Annotated in this window: 22 protein-coding genes; 10 read left to right on the top strand and 12 right to left on the bottom strand. The window is 67.7% G+C overall.

Annotated features, from left to right (window positions below):
- Positions 1 to 11 precede the first annotated feature (11 nt).
- Positions 12 to 758 carry an alpha/beta fold hydrolase gene (locus IEY88_RS19925; RefSeq protein ID WP_189156290.1) on the top strand — a complete coding sequence of 249 codons (747 nt, stop codon included), beginning with the start codon at positions 12 to 14 and terminating at the stop codon, positions 756 to 758.
- Here IEY88_RS19925 and IEY88_RS19920 read toward each other — a convergent pair.
- From IEY88_RS19920 to IEY88_RS19910, 3 genes are all read right to left on the bottom strand, one after another.
- A complete protein-coding gene (locus tag IEY88_RS19920; protein WP_189156289.1) occupies positions 707 to 1,216 on the bottom strand; it encodes a 2'-5' RNA ligase family protein in 510 nt (169 codons plus the stop codon). The genes IEY88_RS19925 and IEY88_RS19920 overlap by 52 nt on opposite strands.
- A 306-nt stretch (positions 1,217 to 1,522) precedes the next feature.
- Positions 1,523 to 2,392: an HhH-GPD family protein gene (locus IEY88_RS19915; RefSeq protein WP_189156288.1), complete on the bottom strand. Its 870-nt coding sequence runs from the start codon at positions 2,390 to 2,392 to the stop codon at positions 1,523 to 1,525.
- A gap of 58 nt (positions 2,393 to 2,450) precedes the next feature.
- Positions 2,451 to 2,963 (bottom strand): beta-class carbonic anhydrase, encoded by a 513-nt coding sequence (locus tag IEY88_RS19910; protein ID WP_189156287.1) that lies wholly within the window; start codon positions 2,961 to 2,963, stop codon positions 2,451 to 2,453.
- A 153-nt stretch (positions 2,964 to 3,116) separates the two neighbouring features.
- On the opposite strand from IEY88_RS19910, the gene IEY88_RS19905 reads away from it, so the two are divergent.
- Positions 3,117 to 3,788: a hypothetical protein gene (locus IEY88_RS19905; RefSeq protein WP_189156286.1), complete on the top strand. Its 672-nt coding sequence runs from the start codon at positions 3,117 to 3,119 to the stop codon at positions 3,786 to 3,788.
- Between the two features lie 3 nt (positions 3,789 to 3,791).
- Here IEY88_RS19905 and IEY88_RS19900 read toward each other — a convergent pair whose 3' ends face one another.
- Positions 3,792 to 4,895, bottom strand: a complete 1,104-nt coding sequence (locus tag IEY88_RS19900) for a LacI family DNA-binding transcriptional regulator (RefSeq protein ID WP_189156285.1) — start codon at positions 4,893 to 4,895, stop codon at positions 3,792 to 3,794.
- Between the two features lie 134 nt (positions 4,896 to 5,029).
- Positions 5,030 to 6,067: a LacI family DNA-binding transcriptional regulator gene (locus tag IEY88_RS19895; protein WP_189156284.1), complete on the bottom strand. Its 1,038-nt coding sequence runs from the start codon at positions 6,065 to 6,067 to the stop codon at positions 5,030 to 5,032.
- 222 nt (positions 6,068 to 6,289) lie between these two features.
- Between IEY88_RS19895 and IEY88_RS19890 the strand changes: the two genes are divergently transcribed.
- The 7 genes from IEY88_RS19890 to IEY88_RS19860 all read left to right on the top strand — a co-directional run bounded on the left by IEY88_RS19890 (position 6,290) and on the right by IEY88_RS19860 (position 13,253).
- Positions 6,290 to 7,549 (top strand): extracellular solute-binding protein, encoded by a 1,260-nt coding sequence (locus IEY88_RS19890; RefSeq protein ID WP_189156283.1) that lies wholly within the window; start codon positions 6,290 to 6,292, stop codon positions 7,547 to 7,549.
- A 59-nt stretch (positions 7,550 to 7,608) separates the two neighbouring features.
- Positions 7,609 to 8,526, top strand: a complete 918-nt coding sequence (locus IEY88_RS19885) for a carbohydrate ABC transporter permease (RefSeq protein WP_373294144.1) — start codon at positions 7,609 to 7,611, stop codon at positions 8,524 to 8,526.
- Entirely contained in the window at positions 8,526 to 9,422 is an 897-nt protein-coding gene (locus tag IEY88_RS19880; protein WP_189156282.1) for a sugar ABC transporter permease, read from the top strand. The genes IEY88_RS19885 and IEY88_RS19880 overlap by 1 nt, the downstream gene beginning before the upstream one ends.
- A gap of 126 nt (positions 9,423 to 9,548) precedes the next feature.
- Entirely contained in the window at positions 9,549 to 10,643 is a 1,095-nt protein-coding gene (locus IEY88_RS19875) for an ABC transporter ATP-binding protein (protein WP_189156281.1), read from the top strand.
- Between the two features lie 98 nt (positions 10,644 to 10,741).
- Complete coding sequence (locus IEY88_RS19870) at positions 10,742 to 11,653, top strand: metal ABC transporter solute-binding protein, Zn/Mn family (RefSeq protein WP_189156280.1); 912 nt, start codon at positions 10,742 to 10,744, stop codon at positions 11,651 to 11,653.
- A complete protein-coding gene (locus IEY88_RS19865) occupies positions 11,650 to 12,441 on the top strand; it encodes a metal ABC transporter ATP-binding protein (protein ID WP_189156279.1) in 792 nt (263 codons plus the stop codon). The genes IEY88_RS19870 and IEY88_RS19865 overlap by 4 nt, the downstream gene beginning before the upstream one ends.
- Positions 12,438 to 13,253, top strand: coding sequence for a metal ABC transporter permease (locus IEY88_RS19860; RefSeq protein WP_189156278.1), 816 nt, complete (start codon positions 12,438 to 12,440; stop codon positions 13,251 to 13,253). The genes IEY88_RS19865 and IEY88_RS19860 overlap by 4 nt, the downstream gene beginning before the upstream one ends.
- A 124-nt stretch (positions 13,254 to 13,377) precedes the next feature.
- Here IEY88_RS19860 and IEY88_RS19855 read toward each other — a convergent pair whose 3' ends face one another.
- The 6 genes from IEY88_RS19855 to IEY88_RS19830 form a co-directional block, all read right to left on the bottom strand.
- A complete protein-coding gene (locus tag IEY88_RS19855; RefSeq protein WP_229693564.1) occupies positions 13,378 to 14,736 on the bottom strand; it encodes a GGDEF domain-containing protein in 1,359 nt (452 codons plus the stop codon).
- Positions 14,737 to 15,053: 317 nt separating this feature from the next.
- Positions 15,054 to 16,283, bottom strand: a complete 1,230-nt coding sequence (locus tag IEY88_RS19850) for an MFS transporter (RefSeq protein WP_189156276.1) — start codon at positions 16,281 to 16,283, stop codon at positions 15,054 to 15,056.
- A 591-nt stretch (positions 16,284 to 16,874) separates the two neighbouring features.
- Positions 16,875 to 17,846 (bottom strand): 23S rRNA (guanosine(2251)-2'-O)-methyltransferase RlmB, encoded by a 972-nt coding sequence (rlmB, locus tag IEY88_RS19845; protein WP_189156275.1) that lies wholly within the window; start codon positions 17,844 to 17,846, stop codon positions 16,875 to 16,877.
- Positions 17,847 to 17,851: 5 nt separating this feature from the next.
- Positions 17,852 to 19,246, bottom strand: coding sequence for a cysteine--tRNA ligase (gene cysS, locus IEY88_RS19840; RefSeq protein WP_189156274.1), 1,395 nt, complete (start codon positions 19,244 to 19,246; stop codon positions 17,852 to 17,854).
- Complete coding sequence (locus tag IEY88_RS19835) at positions 19,243 to 19,866, bottom strand: HAD family hydrolase (protein ID WP_189156273.1); 624 nt, start codon at positions 19,864 to 19,866, stop codon at positions 19,243 to 19,245. Before IEY88_RS19835 ends, cysS begins: the two co-directional genes overlap by 4 nt.
- A gap of 26 nt (positions 19,867 to 19,892) precedes the next feature.
- Positions 19,893 to 20,837, bottom strand: a complete 945-nt coding sequence (locus IEY88_RS19830) for a toll/interleukin-1 receptor domain-containing protein (RefSeq protein ID WP_189156272.1) — start codon at positions 20,835 to 20,837, stop codon at positions 19,893 to 19,895.
- A gap of 52 nt (positions 20,838 to 20,889) precedes the next feature.
- On the opposite strand from IEY88_RS19830, the gene IEY88_RS19825 reads away from it, so the two are divergent.
- Positions 20,890 to 21,186, top strand: coding sequence for a DUF6191 domain-containing protein (locus IEY88_RS19825; RefSeq protein WP_189156271.1), 297 nt, complete (start codon positions 20,890 to 20,892; stop codon positions 21,184 to 21,186).
- A 13-nt stretch (positions 21,187 to 21,199) separates the two neighbouring features.
- Here the strand turns inward: IEY88_RS19825 and IEY88_RS19820 are convergent, their stop codons facing one another.
- Positions 21,200 to 21,592, bottom strand: coding sequence for a PPOX class F420-dependent oxidoreductase (locus tag IEY88_RS19820; RefSeq protein WP_189156270.1), 393 nt, complete (start codon positions 21,590 to 21,592; stop codon positions 21,200 to 21,202).
- Positions 21,593 to 21,595: the final 3 nt, after the last annotated feature.

Genomic DNA, 21,595 nt, shown 5'->3' with positions numbered 1-21,595 from the left:
TAATCATCCCTGTGTCGGTCGTGGAGTTCGGCGGAACGGGTCAAGGCGTGCTGCTCCTGCACGGCCTGATGAGCAGGGCCACCGCCTGGTGGCCCGTCGCCCAGTGGTTGCGGCCGTTCGGCCGGGTGGTCGGCTTCGACCAGCGCGGGCACGGCCGCAACCCGCGGCGGGGACCGTTTCGCACCGAGGACTTCGTCGCCGACGCCGCTGCCGCCATCGAGGACCTGGACCTCGGACCCGCCGTGGTGATCGGGCACTCCATGGGCGGGCTGCACGCGTGGTGTCTCGCGGCGACCCGTCCGGACCTGGTCCGCGCGATTGTGGTCGAGGACTTCGCCCCGGACAACCGGGGCCGCACGATCGACGAGTGGAAGTGGCTCTTCGACGCCTGGCCGGTGCCCTTCGAATCCCTGGGCCACGTCCGGTCGTACTTCGGCGCGGCGATCTTCTGCGACTACTTCGAGGAACGCGAGGACGGCTGGCACCTGATCGCCGCGATGGACGACCTGTACGAGATCGCCGGCCACTGGGGAACGCGGGCGTACTGGGACTTCATCGACGCCGTCGCGTGCCCCTCGCTCGTCATCGAAGCAGGTCGCGGCGGTCAGCTACCAGGACAGATGGCGGAAGCGGCACGGCGGTCCGGCGGCCGGTACCTCTACGTCGAGGAGGCCGGTCACGTCGTGCACGACAGCGCGCCGTGGGTCTACCGGGGCGCCGTGGAGGCCTTCTTGAGCACGTCGATCTCGCCGGTCTGAGTGTCGACGATCGACACCTCGCGGACCTTCGCGCGGATCGGCTCCACCGGGAAGACGGCGGCGAACGCGGCCTTCATCGCCTCGTCGTCGACGTCGTGGACGAGCGTGCAGTGCGGCACCCAGTTGCCCGGCAGGTAGTACGCGCTCGGGTTCTTGACCTTGCTCGCCAGCACGTCGTGAATGGCCGAGTGGACCGCGAGCAGTTCGGTGTCGACCACTGCGGCGAGCATCAGCACGTTCTCGGACGTGGAGAACGTGCTGAGGGTGTGCAGGTAGAGGTCCGGCATCCAGAGCCGTTCGAGGTCCTCGCGCAGCTCCTTGCGGACCTTCGGGCCGATGGTGCTCGCGACGGCGTACGTCAGGTGTGGCGGGTACTTGTGCTTCGCGCCGACACGTTTCTGCAGGTCACGGACACGCTTGTCCGCCTCGTCGTCGAAGAACGCCACCAGCGCGTGCATGTCAGCTTGTCCTCTTGTTCGATTGTCCGATTGTTAACAAGCCGACAGACGGACCGCGTTGCTCGGCGGCTTGCGGACGGGCACCGGCGATGGGCGCGTTCAACGCGATCGTGATCGAGCGGCCGAGACGAACGGCGCCGACATCGTCAAGACCACATCGGACCGCAGCGACCCGAGCCGCTACCTGGGCACTCGGCCGGGACGCGGTCCGCAGCGAGAACGCCACCAGCAGGTGCACCGGCCCGCCTTGTCCGGATGTCAACATTGCGATTGTCAGATTGTCCGCTTGTTAACATTCGGACAAAATCAGTGCTCCCCAGGCAGTGCGAACAGGCCGTCGCGCGTCTGCTCGACCAAGCCGTCGTCCAGCAGCGACACCAGGCACTTCTCGCGCTGCGTGATGTCGTTCCAGACGACGTCCAGCTGCAGCTTCGGCACCGGTCCGGGCGCGCCCCGCAGCACGTCCAGCAGCCGCCCCCGCACCTGCCGGTCGGTGCCGGCGAACTTCTGCACCTTCTTCTCCGGCCCCGCGTAGGCGGGACGGCCGGCCAGCTGCCAAGCGCACTCGGCGAACAACGGGCAGTCGGCGCACTTCTGGTTCCGCGCCGTGCAGATCAACGCGCCGAGCTCCATCAACGCCGCCGAGAACACCGCGGCGTCCTCCTGCGAGGAGGGCAGGATCGCCTCGACGTCACGGAGATCGCGCTTGGTCGACGGCGGCCCCGCGTCCCCGGCCCCGTGCACCGCGCGGGCGACGACGCGCCGGACGTTCGTGTCGACGACGGCGCACTTTTGCCCGTATGCGAACGTGGCCACCGCACGAGCCGTGTAGCTGCCGATACCCGGCAGCGACTCCAGGGTCTCGATGTCCGACGGCACGACGTCGTCGAAATCGCGTGCGATCACCGTGGCGGCCTCGTGCAGGCGCATGGCGCGACGGGGGTAGCCGAGCTTGCCCCACATCCGCAGCACCTCGCCCTGCGAGGACGCGGCCATCGCCGAGGGCACGGGCCAGCGCGCCAGCCACTCGTGCCAGATCGGTTCGACGCGGGAGACCGGGGTCTGCTGCAACATGATCTCGCTGATCAGCACGCCCCAGGCGGTGCACGAGGGACGGCGCCACGGCAGGTCGCGGGCTGCGGTGTCCCACCAGCCCAGAAGCAACTCGTGATTCATCGCCTGCCATTGTCGCGCAAGGAAAAGGCCCCCCGGAGGGGGCCCTGCCGAAGCAACCTCAGGCGGCGGCGGTCTCCGCGGCGTCGACCTCGCGCAGCTCGCCGGTGTGCACGTCGTAGACGAACCCGCGGATCTTGTCGGTGTGCGGGATGAACGGGCTGTGCCGCAGCCGCGCCATCGACCCGCGCACGCTCTGCTCGACGACCTTGAACGCCTCGACGGCCCAGGTCGGGCGCAGGCCGGTGTCGGCCTCCAGCTCGTCCTTGAAGTCGTCCTCGGTGACCATCTCGAGGCCGCAGTTCGTGTGGTGCACGAGCAGGACCTCGCGCGTGCCGAGCTTGCGCTGGCTCAGCGCGAGAGAGCGGATGGCGTCGTCGGTGACGACCCCTCCCGCGTTGCGCAGCACGTGCGCCTCACCCTGCTTCAAACCGAAGATCTCGAACACCCGGATGCGCGAGTCCATGCAGGTCAGAATCGCCACCTGCAGGGACGGCTTCGCGGACGAACGGTCTCCTGGAACCACGTTCCCGAGCTCGTAGTTCCGCTTGAGCAGTTCGTCGATCGCGGTCATGTGACACACCTCCATGGCCTACCGGCGGACCCCGCGTCGATTGGAACCGGAGTTAGCGCACGTTCACAAGGGGTTCCGCTCAATATCACGTTCACCGGATCGAGCGACGCTCGCCTACGCCTGGATCAGACCTGGTCGGGCTACGTTCGGGCCGTGATCGAGCCCACTGGTCCGCTGCCGTCCACGGTGTACTGGCGCCGCCGTCTCGCCGCGATCGGGGCAGCGCTGGTCACACTCCTGCTCGTGATCTGGATCGTCGGGATGTTCGGCTCCGACGGCGAGTCGGCCCAGCCGACGAACGCGGCCGCGGCGTCGTCCTCGAACCCGCCGCCGAGCATGTCGGAGAGCCCCGCCGCGGCGTCGTCCTCCTCGACGGCACCGCCGCCCCCGCCGACGTCCGAGGCACCGCCGCCCCCGCCTCCCGGTCCGCCGCAGCCGTGCCCGGACGACGTGATCGGGGTCGTGGCGAAGGCCAACAAGCCCCTCTACACCGTCGGTGACCAGCCGGAACTGTCCATGGACGTCTCGAACACCGGGGCGGTGCCGTGCATCAGGGACATCGGGCGGCAGCACCGCGAGCTCACGGTCCTGACCGCGGACGGCGCGACGGTGCTCTGGTCGAGCAACCACTGCCTGTCGGCGGTGGGCTCCGAGACCCGCGTGCTGGCGCCCAAGGAGAACTTCAACTACGGCACGAGGTGGGCGGGTTCCACGTCGCGGCCGGGGTGCGGGGCCCACACGAAGGTCGGGCCCGGCGACTACCTGCTGGTGGCGAAGCTGGCCGGGAAGGCCAGCTCACCCGTCGTCTTCAGGCTGGAGCGCTAGACCTCACGGCCCGAACCAGCGCTCCTCGGCACCACCGCGCGGCGGCCCCGACGTCTTGCCGATGATCAGCTCGGTCGCGAGGTTCACCGACCGCGGCCGCGAGCGCTCGTTCGTGTCGAGCAGCAGCTTGCCCGCCGCCCGGCCCTTCTCGAGCACCGGCTGGCGGACCGTCGTGAGTCCGGCCTCCTCGCCGGCGCGGATGCCGTCGAACCCGGTGACGGTGATGTCGTGCGGCACGCGCAGGCCGCGGCGGGCCGCCTCGTTCATCGCACCCAGTGCCAGCACGTCCGAGGTGCAGATCAACGCGGTGATCTGCGGGTCGCGGTCGAGCACCTGGGCCGCGCCGGACGCGCCGGAGGCCGTGTTGTGGTCGAAGCGCTCGGCGACGGGCACCTGCGACCAGTCGACACCGGCCTCGCTGAACGCCTCGGCGAGACCCGACAGGCGGTTGCGCTGCACGTGGAAGTGCGCGGCGTGCTGGCGGTCCGGCGTCACGAAGCCGTCGTTGCGGTCACGCGCGAGACGCATGCACACGACGCCGATGCGGCGGTGGCCCAGATCGATCAGGTGCTTCGCGAGCTCGTACATCGCGCCGCGGTCGTCGATGCCGACGCGGTCCACGGTGCCGAGGTCCGGCTGGTCGCAGACGACGGTGGGCACCGGGCGCTCCAGCACGGCGGCGAGGTGCGGGTCGTCGTCCGGCACCGAGTAGACGACGAAGCCGTCGACACCGGCGCGGTGCACGGACGCCACGTCCTCGCGCTCGGGGTTCGCGGGCACCAGCAGCAGACCGGTCCCGGCGTCCTCGCACGCGAGTGCGAGGCCCTCCAGGAACCCGATCGCGGCCGGGTCGCGGAACGCGTACGACAGGTTCTCGGTGAGCAACAGGCCCACCGCACCGGCCTTGCGCGTGCGCAACGAGCGCGCCACAGGATCCGGGCCGGGATAACCCAGCCTTCGGGCCGTGTCCAACACCCGCCGACGCAGCTCGGGCGAGAGCTGGTCGGGCCGGTTGTACGCGTTGGACACCGTTGTCCGGGAAACGCCCAGCTCAGCGGCCAGTGAGGCCAACGTTGCCGGACGTCGCACATGCATCGACCGCGCCATGAAAGGACCGTAACGGTTCAGAACCAATTCGTGAAGTCAGGGTGACCTGCGTCCCTCCAATGACGCATCCGCGCAGGTTGACCCATCTGCCTTGTTCAGAATTTGGTCCAGACCAATTAGGTCAACAGGTCATCTCACTTCGGCGGTGCGGACGATTCCCGCACGACGAGCCGCGGCCGGAACACGCGGGTGTAGTTGTCGGTGCTCTGCCTGCGGCGATCCGGGTCCAGGCGCAGTACGAGCTCGTCGATCGCGGCCGCCGCCATCTCCTCGATCGGCTGAGCTAGCGTGGTCAAAGCGGGCGACGAGTAGGCAGCCAGCGGGATGTCGTCGAACCCGACGACCGACAGCTCGTCCGGTACCGAGATCCCTCGTTGGTGCGCCTCGCGCATGACGCCGAGCGCCATGTGGTCGGACGAGCAGATCACCGCCGTCGGGTTCACCGTGTCGAGCAGGTGCGCCAGCGCCTGGCCGCCGCCCTCCGCGCTGAACGGCGCGTGCGCGACGTACTCACCACCGGCCGGCAGGTGGTTCTCCTCCAGCGCGGCCGCCCAGCCCGCGCGCTTGAGCCGCGACGGCAGCGAGCGCGCCGGACCCGAGACGAACCCGATGCGCTGGTGGCCCAGTTCGATCAGGTGCCGGGTCGCCATGTAGCCCGCGAGCTGCTCGTCGACCGTCACGTCGGGCACGTCCAGCGCGGGCGTGGCGCCGTTGAGGAAGACCATGTGGACGCCGTCGGCGAGGAGCTTCGCGTAGTAGCTCGGGCGTGGCGCCTGACCGAGCGGCACCTCGACGTTGGTGATCTCCGGTGACACGAACACCATGCCCTCGACCCCGCGGGCCAGGAGCATGCGGACGTACTCCTCCTCGCCCATCGGCGCGCCGCTGCGGGTGTTGCACAGCAGCGACGAGTAGCCCAGGCGCGCGGCCCGCGTCTCCAGCGCCTCGGCGAACGCGGGGAAGACCGGGTTCGAGAGCTCCGGCACGAGCAGGCCGATCACGCCGGTGCGTTGCAGCGCACCGAGGCCTCGTGGGGTGTACGGCATCTCCGCGAGCACCGAGAGCACCCGTTGCCGGGTCTCCTCGTTCACACCCGCGCGCCTGTTGAGAACTCGGCTCACGGTCGAGATGGACACCCCGGCTGCCCTGGCGATCTCGGACAGTCCGGACACGTTGCCTCCCAGCTCAGATCAGGTTCGGCGCAAGCCTGCCCGGTTCGGAAAAATTTTGCAACGAGCGTTTGCAAGACAGGGCCGTTACGGCTTGGTTACGGTCCATGTCTTGACCTGACCATGGTTCGGGTAGTGAAATCGCCCGCAACATTATCGCAAAACCTTGCAACACCCTCGTCTCACTCGGAGTCGGGGCCCCAGCTGGAGGGAACGGCAGCAACGATGCGACGGACAACCCTCGTGACCGCCATGGCGACGGGTGTCGCCCTCGTGCTCACCGCGTGCGGTAGCGGCGGATCGAGCAGCAACAGCGGATCCGACTCGGGTGAGGTGACCTTCTGGGACACCAGTGGTCCCAACGAGAGCCCGGTGTTCAAGAAGATCGCTGAAGGCTGTGCCACCAAGGACGGCTACAAGGTCAAGGTCGAGACGCAGGCCTTCGACGGCGCGCTCAACAACTACAAGACCGCCGCCCAGGGTGGTCAGGGCCCCGACGTCTTCCGCTCCGAGGTCGCGTGGGTGCCGCAGCTCGCGAAGCTGAGCTACGTCGCGGACCTGTCCGACACCGACCTCGCGAAGGACACCTCCGACTTCCTGGAGGCCCCGCTGGGCTCCACGAAGTACGAGGGCAAGACCTACGCGGTGCCGCAGGTGACCGACTCGCTCGCGTTGCTCTACAACAAGAAGAAGCTCGCCGACGCCGGCGTCGAGCCGCCGAAGACGTGGGACGAGCTCAAGGCCGCGGCCGCGAAGCTGGGCGGCGAGAAGTCGTTCTTCCTCAACAACGACGCGTACTACGCGCTGCCGTTCATCTACGGCGAGGGCGGCGACCTGGTCGACGCGGCCGCCAAGAAGATCGTCGTGAACTCCGCCGCCAACGTGAAGGCGCTGGAGACCGCGAAGGGCCTGCTCGACGCGAAGGCCGCCACCACGGCGCTCGACGCGACGAACTCGTACTCGAACATGCAGGCCGCGTTCTCGTCCGGTGAGGCCGCCATGGTCGTCAACGGTCCGTGGGCCGTCGCCGACTACCTCAAGGGCGCCGCGTTCACCGACAAGGCGAACCTCGGCATCGCGCCGGTTCCGGGCCCGTCCGCGGGCAAGGGCAGCGCGCCGGTCGGTGGCCACGACTACGTGATCCGCCAGGGCACGAAGGCGAAGCAGTCGTCGATCAAGTTCATCACCTGCATGGCCTCGGTCGAGTCGCAGGCGACCATCGCCAAGGAACTGGGCCTGCTGCCGACCCGCAAGTCGGCCTACCAGAACGCCGACGTCAAGGCCAACGAGGTCGTGGCGGCGTTCGAGCCGGTCACGAAGGTCGCGCACGAGCGTCCGTGGATCCCCGAGGGCGGCGAGCTGTTCGACCCGCTGAAGGTCGGCTACGCGGACTTCCTGGCCGGCAAGAAGGACGCCAAGACCGCCCTTGACGACGTCGCGAAGGCGTACAAGGAGAAGGTCGTCACCGAGTACTCGATCGGCTGATCGTGTTGAACGGCCGGGGTTCGCGAGAGCCCCGGCCGTTCGCCGGAAGGGGAGTCTCGGTGCGTCGGTTCCTGGACAGGTACTGGTACGCGTATGCGATGGTGCTGCCGGTCGTGGTGGTCATCGCGGTGTTGGTGCTCTACCCGCTCGCACAGGGCGTGTTCTTCACCTTCACGAACATCAACGAGGGCAACATCGCCAACCCGATCCTCGATCGGCCCGCGACCTACGACGTGGTGGGGTTCAAGAACTACCTCAACGTCCTGTCGGGCGGCGAGTCGTTCGGCGCGTTCTGGGGCACGCTCGTCCGCACGCTGATCTGGACGTTCTCGTGCGTGTTCTTCCATTACACCATCGGTCTCGGCCTCGCGATGCTGCTGAACCGCCAGGTGAAGGGCCGCACGCTCTACCGCGTGCTGCTGATCCTGCCGTGGGCCGTGCCCGGGTTCATCAGCGCGTTCGCGTGGAAGTACATGTTCAACGCGCAGTACGGGATCATCAACCAGCTCCTGCGCTCGGTCGGCCTGCCGGACCCGGTGTGGCTCGGCCAGTCGAACTGGGCGCTGGTGTCCGTGATCATCGTGAACGTGTGGCTCGGCGTGCCGTTCATGATGGTGGCGCTCCTCGGTGGCCTGCAGTCGATCCCGGGCGACCTCTACGAAGCGGCCGAAGTGGACGGTGCGACGCCGTGGCAGCGCTTCCGCCACGTCACGTTGCCGGGCCTGCGTTCGGTGTCGTCGACGGTGGTCCTGCTGGGCATCATCTGGACGTTCAACATGTTCCCGATCATCTACCTGATCGCCGGACCGAACCCGAACGCCCGGATCCTGGTCACCTACGCGTTCGAGCGCTTCTTCTCCGGCGCGTCCCGTGACTACGCCGTCGCGTCGACGTACGGCGTGCTGATCCTTTCGGTGTTGTTGGTGTTCGCCACGATCTACCGGCGAGCGCTGCGCAAGCAGGGCGAGGTGTGGTGATGACGCTCGACGCTTCGTCCCTCAAGATGGTGCAGGGGACCGGCCGCCGGCTGAGCCGGGCCGACCGGTCCAAGGGCGCCTCGATCGCCCTGCACGCCACGCTGATCGTCGCGTCGATCATCGCGGTGTTCCCGGTCTTCTGGGTGCTCGTCACCTCGCTGAAGCCGGACGCGCGTGCGGTCGAGCCGACCCCGAAGCTGTTCAACGAGTCCTCTTTGGACAACTACACCCGCGTGCTGTCCGGCGAGAAGGGCGACTTCCTCGCCTGGTTCGGCAACTCCGTGCTGATCGCGCTGATGACCACCGTCATCGGTGTGTTCATCTCGGCCACCGCCGGGTACGCGGCGTCGCGGTTCCGGTTCCCCGGCAAGCGCGGCCTGATGATGTCGTTCCTGCTGGTGCAGATGTTCCCGTTCGCGGTGCTCATCGTGCCGCTGTACAACATCCTGATCGCGTTGGGGCTCAACGGGACCTCGCTCGGCCTCGTGCTCGTCTACTGCACGACCGCGGTGCCGTTCTGCACCTACATGTTGAAGGGCTACTTCGACACGGTGCCGGGCGACATCGACGAGGCCGGCCGCGTGGACGGGCTGTCGCCGTTCGGCGTGTTCTGGCGGCTGATCATGCCGCTGGCCAAGCCGGGTCTCGCGGTCACGGCCTTCTACGCGTTCCTCACGGCCTGGGGCGAGGTGGCGTTCGCGTCCGCCTTCCTGTCCGCCGCGGACGAGTCGAAGACGCTGGCGGTCGGGCTGCAGGTGTTCGTGCAGCAGAACAGGACCGAGTGGGGGCACCTCGCCGCCGCGTCCATCCTGGTCGCGATCCCGGCGATCGTCGTGTTCTACCTGGTGCAGAAGTTCCTGGTGCAGGGCCTCGCGTCCGGCGCCGTGAAGGGCTGATCGTTCACACCTCTGAACGTAAGCGCTTACGTTTCCCCATCCCGAAACGTAAGCGCTTACGTCTGTTCACGTAAGCGCTTGCAACACCTAACGTCGCCCCCAGACAAGCGGTGAAAGGTGCGTCACATGGCAGAGGTGTCCTACGTCAAGGCTTCACGCGTGTTCTCCGGCAACCCGCCGGTCCGCGCGGTCGACGAGCTCTCGCTCGAGGTGGCAGACGGCGAGTTCCTGGTGCTGGTCGGGCCGTCCGGTTCCGGCAAGTCCACCGCTCTGCGCATGCTCGCGGGCCTCGAGGACATCGACGAGGGCGCCATCCACATCGGTGGCAAGGACGTCACGAACGTGCCGCCGAAGGGCCGGGACATCGCGATGGTGTTCCAGTCGTACGCGCTGTACCCGCACATGACCGTCGCGGAGAACATGGGCTTCGCGCTCAAGCTGCGCGGTGTGCCGAAGCCCGAGATCAAGGCGAAGGTCGAAGAGGCCGCCAAGATGCTCGACCTGCAGAAGTACCTGGAGCGCAAGCCGAAGGCGCTCTCCGGTGGTCAGCGTCAGCGCGTCGCCATGGGTCGCGCCATCGTGCGCGAGCCGTCCGTGTTCCTCATGGACGAGCCGCTGTCCAACCTGGACGCCAAGCTGCGCGTCGAGACGCGTGCGAACATCGCCGCCCTCCAGCAGCGCCTCGGCACCACCACGATCTACGTCACGCACGACCAGGTCGAGGCCATGACCATGGGCCACCGCGTCGCGGTGCTCAAGGACGGCCTGCTGCAGCAGTGCGACACGCCTCGCGCGCTGTACGACCGCCCGGCCAACGCGTTCGTCGCGGGCTTCATCGGCTCGCCGGCCATGAACCTCAAGACCGTGCCGATCACGTCCGAGGGCGCGAAGCTCGACGGCGTCATCGTGCCGCTCTCGCGTGACGCGATCGCCGCCGCCGGTGGGCTGGACGAGGTCACCTTCGGCATCCGGCCCGAGGCGCTCGGCATCGTGCCGTCGAGCGAGGAGGGCATGGACATGACCGTCGAGCTGGTCGAGGAGCTCGGCGCCGACGCGCTCGTGCACGGTGCGGTGAAGATCGGTGACTCGTCGCAGCGCTTCGTCGTCCGCGTCGACGGCCGCACGCCGCCGACCCTGGGTCAGCACGTCAAGGTGGCCGTCCGCGACACCACCGAGATCCACCTGTTCCACCCCGAGTCGGGCGAGCGCCTGGAGGCGTGATTCACACGTTCAAGCCCCCGGCGTGACCGTCGGGGGCTTTTTCGTGTCGTAAGCTGAACTCGACAACGGTTTCCATTACCTGATCGAGGGACGGCGTGATGACTCTCCGCAACGCTCTGGTCGGCACTCTCGCCGTCGTGAGCCTGGCCGCCTGCGGCACCTCCACGCCGTCTTCCGACAGCGGCAAGATCCAGGTCGTCGCCTCCACGAACGTCTGGGGCAGCGTCGTCAAGGCCGTCGGCGGCGACGACGTCGAGGTCAAGGCCCTGCTGGACGACCCGAGCGCCGACCCGCACTCGTACGAGAGCAAGCCCGCGGACGCGGCGCTGGTCAAGGACGCCAAGCTGGTCGTCTTCAACGGCGGCGGCTACGACGACTTCTTCGCGAAGCTGATCACCAGCGACGCCACCAAGAAGGTCGAGGCGTTCCCGCTGGCCGACAACCACGCGGAGCCGCAGACCGGTGCGCCCGACGCCGACGGTCACGACCACAGCGTCAACGAGCACGTCTGGTACGACCTGCACACCGTCGGGGCGGTGGCCGAGGCCGCGGCGAACGAGCTGGGCGCGATCGCTCCCGACAAGAAGCCGGCGTTCGAGAAGAACACCGCGGACTTCAAGGCCAAGCTCGAAGAGCTGGAGAAGAAGGTCGACGGCATCGGCAAGGGCAAGAAGGTGGCCTCCACCGAGCCCATCGCGCACTACCTGATCGACGCGACCGGCGCCGAGGACGTGACGCCCGAGGAGTTCAGCGAGGCGATCGAGGAGGAGACCGACGTGCCGGCCGCCGCCCTCGCGTCGATGAACCAGCTCGTCGAAGGCAAGCAGGTCACCGTGCTGGTCGAGAACACCCAGACCGAGAACCAGGTCACCAAGGGCGTCGTCGAGAAGGCCAAGACGGCCGGCATCGCGGTCGTCCCGGTCACCGAGACGTTGCCCGAGGGCGTGACCGGCTACCTTGACTGGATGAGCAAGCAGGTTGACGCGCTCACGCAGGCGCTCAAGGCATGAGCGCGATCTCGCTGCGCGGAGCACGGCTGTCCTACGGGGACAGGGTGCTGTGGGACGGGCTCGACCTCGACGTCGAGCCCGGTGAGTTCCTCGCGGTCCTGGGGCCGAACGGCTCCGGCAAGACCAGCCTGATGCGCGTGCTGCTCGGTCTGCAGCCGCTGTCGTCCGGCACGGTCTCGATCGCCGGCGGGAACCACGCCATCGGGTACATCCCGCAGCAGCGAGCGCTCGACCAGTCCATGACGTTGCGCGGCCGCGACCTCGTGGGCCTGGGACTCGACGGCCACTCGTGGGGCTTCGGCCTGCGGGGCCGTCGTGAACGCCGGATCCGTGTCGACGCGGCCATCGAGGCCGTGGGCGGTACCCGGTACGCGGACTCGCCCGTCGGGGTGTTGTCCGGTGGTGAACAGCAACGGCTGAGGGTCGCCCAGGCGCTGGTCGGCGACCCCACCGTGATGCTCTGCGACGAGCCGCTGCTGTCGTTGGACCTCGCGAACCAGCGGGTGGTGTCCGAGCTGATCGACAAGCGCCGTCGTGAGGCCGACACGGCCGTCCTGTTCGTCACGCACGAGCTGAACCCGGTGCTGCCGCTGGTCGACCGGGTCCTGTACCTGGTCGGCGGGCGGTTCCGGATCGGCACGCCGGAAGAGGTCATGAACTCCCGCACGCTGTCCGAGCTGTACCGGACGCCGGTCGACGTCGTGCGGGTGCGCGACCAGATCCTGGTCGTCGGCGCCGGCGCCTGCGAGGAGCAGACGCACCACCTCTCGGCGGGGGCCGCGTCGTGAGCTTTCTCGACCTGCTCGAACTGGACTTCGTGCAGACCGCCCTGATCGCGGCCGCCGTGCTGGGCCTGGTCGCCGGTGTGCTCGGCCCGCTCGTGGTGACCCGCAAGATGGCGTTCGCCGTGCACGGGACCAGTGAGCTCGCGTTCACCGGTGGCGCCGCGGCGCTGTTGCTCGGGGTGGGGATCGGGTACGGCGCGCTGGCCGGGTCGATCATCGCCGCGGTGCTGCTCGGGGTGCTGTCCCGGCGGGAGAGTGATCGTGACTCGGTGATCGGGGCGATCCTCGCCTTTGGACTCGGCATGGGCATTTTGATGCTCGCGCTCTACAAAGGGCGTGCGTCCAACAAGTTCGGGTTGTTGACCGGGCAGATCGTCGGGGTCGACTCGACCGACCTGAACCTCCTGGTGATCTCGTCTGTTGCTGTGCTGGCGGTGCTCGCGGTGATCTATCGGCCGTTGTTCTTCGCGTCGGTCGATCCTGATGTGGCTGTGTCGCGCGGGGTTCCGGTGCGGACGTTGTCGATCGTGTTCGCTGTGCTGGTGGGTATCGCCACAGCGTTGTCGGTTCAGGTTGTCGGGGCGTTGCTGGTGCTGGCGTTGATGATCACGCCTGCTGCGGCTGCCATGCGCGTCACCGCTTCGCCGGTGCGGGCCACGGTTTTGTCCGTGGTGTTCGCGGAGGTTGCGGCTGTTGGTGGGATTTTGTTGTCGTTGCAGCCTGGGTTGCCGGTTTCTGCTCTGGTTACGGCGGTCAGTTTTGTGATTTATCTGGTTTGCCGGGGGGTTGGGGCTGTTCAGCGGCGGTCTGTTTGATTGACTGGCGTTCGGGCTGAAGGACCTGGGGCTCCGGCCCCAGACCCCGCCAATCTGATCCAAAGCCGGGGTCCACGCCGCCCGTAGGTAGATGCACGCCTGCGGCATCGCGTTCGATCAGGCGTCAGGCTGTGCGGGAGCCGATCGGCTTTGTCACGTCGTCTTGTCGTGGGGCTGGCATCAGGCGCGGGGGAATGTCGAGGCCTGCTACTCGTACCTGGTTGCGGCCGTTCTCCTTGGCCTTGTACAAGGCGGCGTCTGCGGAGTGTTGGGCCGTGGCCATGTCCGGGCCGTTGTCCGGGATGACCGCTACGCCGATCGAGGCTGAGATCGCTTGCAGCGACTCGCCTTCTGGTTCTGGTGGCTGGATTTCGCGGCCGTAGAGGGTGACCACGTTGCGGTGCTTGTCCGTGGTGGGGACTGCCAGGGAGCCGATTGCCTCGCGGATGCGTTCTGCGATCGTCACGCCTTGGGCCACCGGGGTGTCCTTCAGCGCTACTACGAATTCCTCGCCGCCGTCTCGGCCCGCTACGTCTCCTGGGCGGAGCTTTTCGCGGAGGATCCTGCCCACCTCTGCTAGTACTGCGTTGCCTGCTGGGTGGCCCCAGGTGTCGTTGATGCGCTTGAAGTGGTCGAGGTCGATGACCAGGACTGTCATCGGTTCGCCGTCCAGGCGGCAGCGTTCTGCCAGGCGGCCCGCGTACTCGGTCAGGCCGTTGGTGTTCAGCAGGCCCGTCCGGTAATCGGTGTGGGCGTCTGCTGCCAGGCGCTGGTGGAGTTGTTCCTGTTCTCGCAGGAGGCGTTCGAGGTGGGTGCGGCGTTCGCCTGCTCTGGAGAGCAGGGCGTTCACGAGGATCACCGGGACCATCAGCAGCAGTGGGCCCACCCAGTGGCTCGTCATGAGCATGCCGAGCATCGCGCCGGCGCCGAGGGTGCTCATTTCGAGCATGTTGTCGACCTTGGAACCCAGGAAGTCGAGGACCTTCGAGTTCGGGGTGACGATTTTGAAGGCCGCGGCGACGGTCATCACCTGGACGAACCAGTAGACGACTGCGGCTATCGCGAGGATCAGGACGAGGCTCAGGTCTGCCGGGACGTTTCCCGTGGCCGCCAAAGAGACACCTGACAGGTGGACGAGTGCCCACGACAGGAGCGTGGAGGCGAGCATGGAGGCGGTGCCGAAGACGAAGCGGTACGGCTGGCGTCTGGCGATCGGCTGGATCAGGATGCGCATCCAGATCGTGGCGATCACGGCCAGGCCGCCCGGTAGTGCCACGGCTGCTGCGAACGTCCAGACCGAGGTCAGGTCTATGTGTGGGCCCGAGGCCTCGTTGCGGCGGGCCTCTTCGGCTCTGCGCACGACGGTCAGGTGGATCGTGATGGCGGCGATGAGTGCGGCGAAGCGGAGCCAGTCGTCGTTCGAGACGGCGGTGAGCTTCGTCAGGAGCCAGATGGCCGCTACGGCTACGGCTGCTTCGAGCACGAAAAAGTATGCGATCGCACTAGGCGCAACGGTCCAAAGGTCCCAGTTGCGAATCGGAGTCAAGCCGAGTGCCCGCGATCGCCTGCGATCAGTCAAACTGTTCTTCACCACGACCCCCTACGCTCATGGAACTTCATGAGCTAAGCCGCCGCTGACCAGGTCGTAGACCACCACGCTGCCGCTCGTCGCAACGAGGAGGTGTCCTTCCATGTGCAACCGAGACTTCTGAACGCCACCCTTCCTCTACCCGGCTTCAAAGCGCACCTGGATCATCTTGGTGCCTCACGACGGATATCGCTATTGGTGACTGTTCTGTTTCAGATTGCCACCACCTTCGTGTCGTTGCGACCCCGAGCGCGTCGCCAGGCGAAGGTAGCTTGTGTTGCCAGCAGCAGTCCGATGCCGCCCGCTCCCGCGATCGTGGCCGTCACCGACCCGATCGAATGGGCCACCACGCCCGCCAGCGCCATTCCGCCGCCCTGGCTCGAGCGCAGCGCCGCACGCCCAATGCCATAAGCCCTTCCGCGGTACTGGTCCGGTAGCAGCCGCATCCACGCCGAACGAGCGGGTGTGTGATAAGCCCCGCCTATACCGGCAATCACCAGCAAAACGATCGTCCAGGTCAGGTTCGGGTTGAAAGCGAACATGATCAACGGCGCCAGCGACAGGATCGCCAGCGGGCCGATGAGGCGTTCTCGCTTCGCCGGATCTCGTACGAGGCGGAAGAGCAGCGCCACGCCCAGCACGTTCGCGGCGGGTTCGATGGCGAGGATCAGGCCCACCGCCCAGACCGCGTTCAGGCTCGCCGCCAGGGGGACCGCGAGGCCTTCCGGGACCATCGCGAGGCCCGCGAGCATCCGGACGCCCAGCAGGGTCCTCAGGCGCGGTTCCGCCACCATCAGCGTCAGCACGCCGCGGGGCTGTTCCCCGTCGTCCTTCTTCTTGCGGCCCAGCGGATCCGCGGCCGGGCGGTGCTTCACCGACGTCTGCACCAAGATCGCCAGGACGACGAACGTGCCGGCGTTGATCGCGAGCGCCAGGCCCGGACTCGTGTGCGCGACGAGGAAGCCCGCGGCCGCGAGGCCTGCCATCTGGGCTATGTCGACGGACGTGCCGAACAACGCCACCCCGTCGTCGTAGCGCTTGGGTGGCAGCACGTTCGGGAGGCTCGCCTCCTGGGCCGCGAGGTACGGCGAGGAGATCGCCAGCACCACCACCAGCAGCACGATCATCGCCCACAGCGGCATGCCCGGAATGGCCATCGCGGCCATCAGCGCCGCCTGCAACCAGGCCGTCGTCACCATTACCGTGCGCCGGGGGAACCGGTCGGCGACCCAGCCGAGCAACGGGCCCGAAATCAGCGGCGGGAAGAGTGTCAAAGACCAGGTGAGAGCGGTCGCGGCAACGGATTGTGTCCGCTCGAATACGAGCAGTGACAATGCGACAGCGGCGAGTTGGTCACCGGCGGTCGAAAGCGTCGAACCGATCCACATCGCACGGAACTCGCGCATACCCGCGAGCTCGCGGAGGGTCCCGCGCGTCGTCATGCGGTACCTCGCGGGGCCGCTGCCCGCGCGCGGCGAATCGGCACGTCCCGATTCGCTCTACGCCGAGTCACGTCGCCCCCGCCGGTGGTAATCAATTCCTATCGACAATCACGGTAGAAGCTGCCTGACCGTTCAACGTCTGTCCTACCACAGTGTGTACCTAAACGGAGCAGAGCAGTTACATAAAGTAGTTACAATAGCGAAACGTAGAGCTGATCTTCTTGACAGTTGACCTGGGGGTCGCCTGATTGGATCCCAAATGGTCACGTTCCGTGTCAGCTGGTGCCAAACGGGCGTCGGCGGCTCGGCCGACCGGTGCAACCTGCTCCGACTCCTGCCCCGGGTGACCTGCGAATTCCGATCTGCACGAAGGTACCCGCGCTCGGGAGTGGCGCGAAATAGGCCACGCGGTTTGTCATCCCGTTGAGCGGTGGAGTTCTGGCAAGTGTGGAGATCTCGTTTCCTCGCCCGCGTGACGAAACCGGTTTCGCGGGCGAGGAAAACGATCACTAACGTCGGTTATGGACGCGCATGGCGTCGCAAACTGATCAATAACGTCAGGCAACCGCCGGACAAGGGCCGAAAGTAGGGTCAGCCCTGGGCATCGATGCGGCGGCGACGAGCGACCTCCGCCAGCACGACACCGGCCGCGACGGACGCGTTGAGCGACTCGACGCCGGTGGCCATCGGGATCGACACGGTCTGGTCGCACGTCTCCTTGACGAGACGGCCGAGACCGCGGCCCTCCGACCCCACCACGACGACGAGCGGACCCGTCGCGAGCTCGAGGCCGTCGACGTCGACGTCACCGTCCGCGTCGAGGCCCACGATCATCAGGCCCGCCTCCGCCCAGTCGCGCAGCGTGCGGGTGAGGTTCGTGGCCATCGCGATCGGCAGCTTGGCCGCCGTGCCCGCGCTGGTGCGCCAGGCCACGGCCGTCATCGACGCGCTGCGGCGCTGCGGCACCACGACACCCTGCGCGCCGAACGCGGCGGCGGAGCGGATGACGGCACCCAGGTTGCGCGGGTCCGTCACGCCGTCCAGCGCCACCAGCAGCGGCGGCCGGGTGGAGCGCTGGGCGAGTTCCAGCAGCTCGTCCGGCGTCGCGTACTCGAACGGCGGCACCTGGAGGCCGAGGCCCTGGTGCATCGCGCCGGCGGTGATCCGGTCGAGCTCACCGCGGGACACCTCCAGCACGGAGATCCCCCGCTCGGCGGCCAGTTGCACGGCCTCCTGCACGCGGTCGTCCGTGTCGATGCCCAGCGCCACGTAGAGCGCCGTCGCGGGCGTGCCCGCGCGCAGGCACTCGACGACGGGGTTGCGGCCCGCCACGGTCTCCGCGGAGGCCTTCTCCTTCGTCTGCCTGCGCTGGGTCCTGGCGGCACTGGACTTCGCCGCCATCTTGGCGTTGCGGTACGCCGGGTGGTTCGGGCGGTCGGTCGCCTTCGGCGTCGGACCCTTGCCCTGCAGGCCCTTGGACTTCTGCCCGCCGGAGCCGGCGACCGCGCCCTTCTTCGAGCCCGGATTGCGCATCGCGCCCTTGCGCTTGGAATTGCCAGCCACGGAAGTCAGTCGTCCTTCAAAGTCCACTGCGGACCGTCGGGGGTGTCCTCGACGGCGATGCCCGCGTCGTGCAGCTGGTCGCGCAACGCGTCAGAGCGTGCGAAGTCCCTGCTCTTGCGGGCTTCCTGGCGTTCGACCAGCAGTCGGTCCACCAGCGTGGTCAACGCCTGCCGCATGCCGAGGTCGGCAGACGACTGGTCGTTCCACTTCGGCGACAACGGGTCGACGCCGAGGATGTCGGCCATCCGGCGCACGCACTCGGCCGCTTCACGGGCCTTGTCGTGATCACCTTCGGCCAGCGCCGTGTTGCCCTGGCGCACCTTGTTGTGCAGTGCGGCCACGGCTTGGGGCGTGTTCAGGTCGTTGTCCATCGCGACCACGAAGTCCGGGCACATGTCGCCGCGCAGCTGGACCTGACCAGTGCGCTCGGCGACCCGGCGCAGGAACGACTCGATGCGCCCGTAGGACGTCACCGCCTCCTGCAGGGCCTCTTCGGAGTACTCGATGTGCGAACGGTAGTGCGGCGCCACCAGGTAGTACCGCAGCTCCTGGGCGCGGACCAGCTCCAGCATCGCCGGGATGGACACGGTGTTGCCGAGCGACTTGGCCATCTTCTCGCCGGACAGCGTCACCCAGTAGTTGTGCATCCAGTAGTTCGCGAAGCCGTCGCCCGCCGCGCGGGACTGGGCCTGCTCGTTCTCGTGGTGCGGGAAGATCAGGTCGAGCCCGCCGCCGTGGATGTCGAACGTGCTGCCGAGGTACGTCGTGGCCATCGCCGAGCACTCGAGGTGCCAGCCGGGCCTGCCTTCGCCCCACGGCGTCGGCCAGGACGGCTCACCGGGCTTCGCGGCCTTCCACAGCGTGAAGTCACGCGGGTCGCGCTTGCCGCGCACCGCCGTCTCACCCTGCTCCACGGCGTCGAGCTTCTGCCCGGACAGCGCGCCGTACTCGGGGAACGAGCGCACGTCGAAGTAGACGTCACCGTCGACGTCGTAGGCGTGGCCCTTGTCGATCAGCCGCTGCATCAGCTCGACCATCTGCGTGACGTGGCCGGTGGCGCGCGGCGCGTACGACGGCGGCAGGCAGCCCAGTGCGTCGTACGCGTCCTCGAAGGCGCGCTCGTGCGTGTACGCCCACTCCCACCAGGTCCTGCCGTGGTCGGCGGCCTTGGTGAGGATCTTGTCGTCGATGTCCGTGACGTTGCGGACCAGCGTGACGTCGACCCCGTCGCGGGCGAGCCAGCGACGGAGGACGTCGAAGTTCAGACCGCTGCGGACGTGCCCGATGTGCGGCACACCCTGCACCGTCGCCCCACACACGTAGATCGACGCCGTTCCGTTGACCTGCGGGTGGAACTCCCGCATGGACCGGCTCGCGGTGTCGTAGATGTGGAGGCTCACACGGGAATGGTACGGGCCACATCCAAAAGAGCGTCCGGGCGGTCACTCGTCGGAACCGGGTTGACGAGCCGGAAGGAGCAACCGATGGCCTCCGCGCCGCCGTCCGCCTCCTCGCTGTCGCCGACCATCACGGCATCCCGGGGATCCACACCCAGCCGTTCGCACGCGGTGGTGAAGATCTTCGGGTCCGGCTTGATGACGCCTTCTTCGTAGGACAGCACGAACTCGTCGACGAGGTGCGTCAGGCCGTGCAGCTCGAACACCGTGCGGATGTCCCAGCCGATGTTGCTGACGACCGCGACCGGGACGTCCTTCAAGTGCTCCAGCGTCGCCCTGGTGTCCGGGTACGGCACCCAGGACTCGGGCGCGAGCAGCTGGTCGTAGAACGCCTCGGCGTCGGGCACGAGCGAGTCCCTGAGGACCTTCACGTGCACCCAGCGGTGCACGTCGGGGTCGAGGTCGCGGCGGTGCCAGGCGTCGACCAGTTCGGGGTCCATGTCGTCGGCGATGCCGACCGGGGCGGTGAGGGCACGCATCAGGGCACCGTTGGACTCGAGCTCGGGGTGCTCGAGCCGGAACAGCGTGCCGGAGAAGTCGAAGAGCGCGGCGCGGATCGTCACGCCCCCGACTCTACGTGCCCGAGCGGCTAGTTGGTCTGGACCTTTTTGAGCTCGGCCTCGACGGCGGACGCGTCGTAGGAGAGGGTCAGCTGCAGGTCGCCCGCGCCGCGGTTGCTCGCGGCCTGGAACTCCTCGACGAACTGTTCGATCTGCTTCAGCGGCTGGTCGGAGAGGTGCGCCGCGGTGGAGTAGAGCGCGGTGAACCGGTCCGGCGTCGTGGTGCCGCGCAGCTCGGCGGACCAGTCGAGCAGGCTCTCGTAGGCCTCCACGAAGCTGTTGGCCAGGTACTTGATCTTGTCGCTGTCGCCGGGACGCCCGGCCGGACCGAACGCGCTCTGCAACCTGCCGGGGGAGAGCAGGTCCGCGACGCCGTTGATGATCTTGTCGAACGCCCGGCTGCGCGCCATGAACGTGTCGAGCGCGTCGACGTCCTGGGTGATCATGCGCGTCGGCTTCGCGCCGCCCATCTCGTGACGCGTCCGCTTGTCCTTGAGGTTGCGCATGTGCAGCCCGACGGTGTCGGCGAACAGCTGGTACTCCCAGCCGGCCTTCGGCCCGGGAACCGCGGTGCCGACCTTCCTGGCGATCATCTCCGCCAGCTCGCGCGGAGTGCTGTGGCGGATGTCCAGGTAGCCGGTGCCTGCCCGCAGCGCGGGGATCTCGGTGTCGTCGAAGCGGACGGGCAGCACGTACTCGGTGTCGGAGACCAGCGCGCGGTCGAACGCGGCCTGCCGCTCGTGCTTGGTCCACATCTTCCTGGCGTAGTGCTGCGACACGAACATCACGCAGAAGCGCGAGTCGTGGCGGTAGATCTGGTCGAGGTGCTCGACGAGGTTCTTCCCCCAGAGATCGGCTTGCTCGTCGGTGTCGTAGAAGCGGGTCACGCCCAGTTCGGTGAGGTGGCGGGCCACCTCGTCGACGTAGGGGCGGTCTTCGCCGGCGAAGGAGAGGCACACGTCGTACTTGGGCACCAGGCGATCGTAGTGGCGGGAACCACACCGCTGTGCGGGGAGTTGGGAAGGTATGAGCCTGGGGTTCCTGTTCGCGATGTCGTTACCCGCGTTGGTGGCGGCCCTGTTCTTCCTCGCCGTGTTCGAGAGGTTCGTCCGCGGCAGGAAGAAGGGCATGCCGATGTCGAGCGCGGGGATCGGTGAGCTGGGAGCCACGTTCGAGGCCGGCAAGCGCGACGAGTTGGAGTTCCGCAAGGAGGAACGGCAGCTGCGCGACGACGAGGGCGATCACGCGCCGCCGCGGAGCCGGGTGGACCTCGACGGCGGCACGGCCGTGCTGAAGGTGCCCGTGCAGAGGCAGCCCCGTTAGGGCGGGACACGCCTTATGCGTTGCCGGTGGTCTTGGCGACCTTCACGCGCACGATGACGCGGACGTTGTCCGTGCCGGCGTCGCCCGGGTAGTCCTTGCCGAGGTACTTGTGCGAGAGCTCGTTGATGAGCTCGGCGCCGCCCTCGGTCGTCAGCGACGCGTCACCGCGGAACTCGCTGTACTGGTAGGGGTTGTCCTTGTTGATGACGGTGATGCTCACCCGCGGGTCGTTCTGCAGGTGGCGTTCCTTCGCGCGGCCGACGACCGTGGAGAACAGCACGTCGTCACCGTCGCGCTTGACCCAGACGACGGAGGTCTGCGGGCTGCCGTCCTTGGTCAGCGTCGCGACCGTGCCGTAGTTGGGGCTGTCCAGGAGTTCGCGCTGTGCATCTGAAAGCGTGGCCATGAG

The sequence above is a fragment of the Lentzea pudingi genome (assembly GCF_014646255.1).
GTDB lineage: Bacteria > Actinomycetota > Actinomycetes > Mycobacteriales > Pseudonocardiaceae > Lentzea > Lentzea pudingi.
This window is presented reverse-complemented; position numbering and strand designations above follow the sequence as displayed.

Coding starts and splice junctions, on each gene's coding strand:
- IEY88_RS19920 (WP_189156289.1), bottom strand. CDS start 1,216: ATGCACGCGCTGGTGGCGTTCTTCGACGACGAGGCGGACAAGCGTGTC.
- IEY88_RS19915 (WP_189156288.1), bottom strand. CDS start 2,392: ATGAATCACGAGTTGCTTCTGGGCTGGTGGGACACCGCAGCCCGCGAC.
- IEY88_RS19910 (WP_189156287.1), bottom strand. CDS start 2,963: ATGACCGCGATCGACGAACTGCTCAAGCGGAACTACGAGCTCGGGAAC.
- IEY88_RS19900 (WP_189156285.1), bottom strand. CDS start 4,895: ATGGCGCGGTCGATGCATGTGCGACGTCCGGCAACGTTGGCCTCACTG.
- IEY88_RS19890 (WP_189156283.1), top strand. CDS start 6,290: ATGCGACGGACAACCCTCGTGACCGCCATGGCGACGGGTGTCGCCCTC.
- IEY88_RS19880 (WP_189156282.1), top strand. CDS start 8,526: ATGACGCTCGACGCTTCGTCCCTCAAGATGGTGCAGGGGACCGGCCGC.
- IEY88_RS19875 (WP_189156281.1), top strand. CDS start 9,549: ATGGCAGAGGTGTCCTACGTCAAGGCTTCACGCGTGTTCTCCGGCAAC.
- IEY88_RS19870 (WP_189156280.1), top strand. CDS start 10,742: ATGACTCTCCGCAACGCTCTGGTCGGCACTCTCGCCGTCGTGAGCCTG.
- IEY88_RS19865 (WP_189156279.1), top strand. CDS start 11,650: ATGAGCGCGATCTCGCTGCGCGGAGCACGGCTGTCCTACGGGGACAGG.
- IEY88_RS19850 (WP_189156276.1), bottom strand. CDS start 16,283: ATGACGACGCGCGGGACCCTCCGCGAGCTCGCGGGTATGCGCGAGTTC.
- IEY88_RS19825 (WP_189156271.1), top strand. CDS start 20,890: ATGAGCCTGGGGTTCCTGTTCGCGATGTCGTTACCCGCGTTGGTGGCG.
- IEY88_RS19820 (WP_189156270.1), bottom strand. CDS start 21,592: ATGGCCACGCTTTCAGATGCACAGCGCGAACTCCTGGACAGCCCCAAC.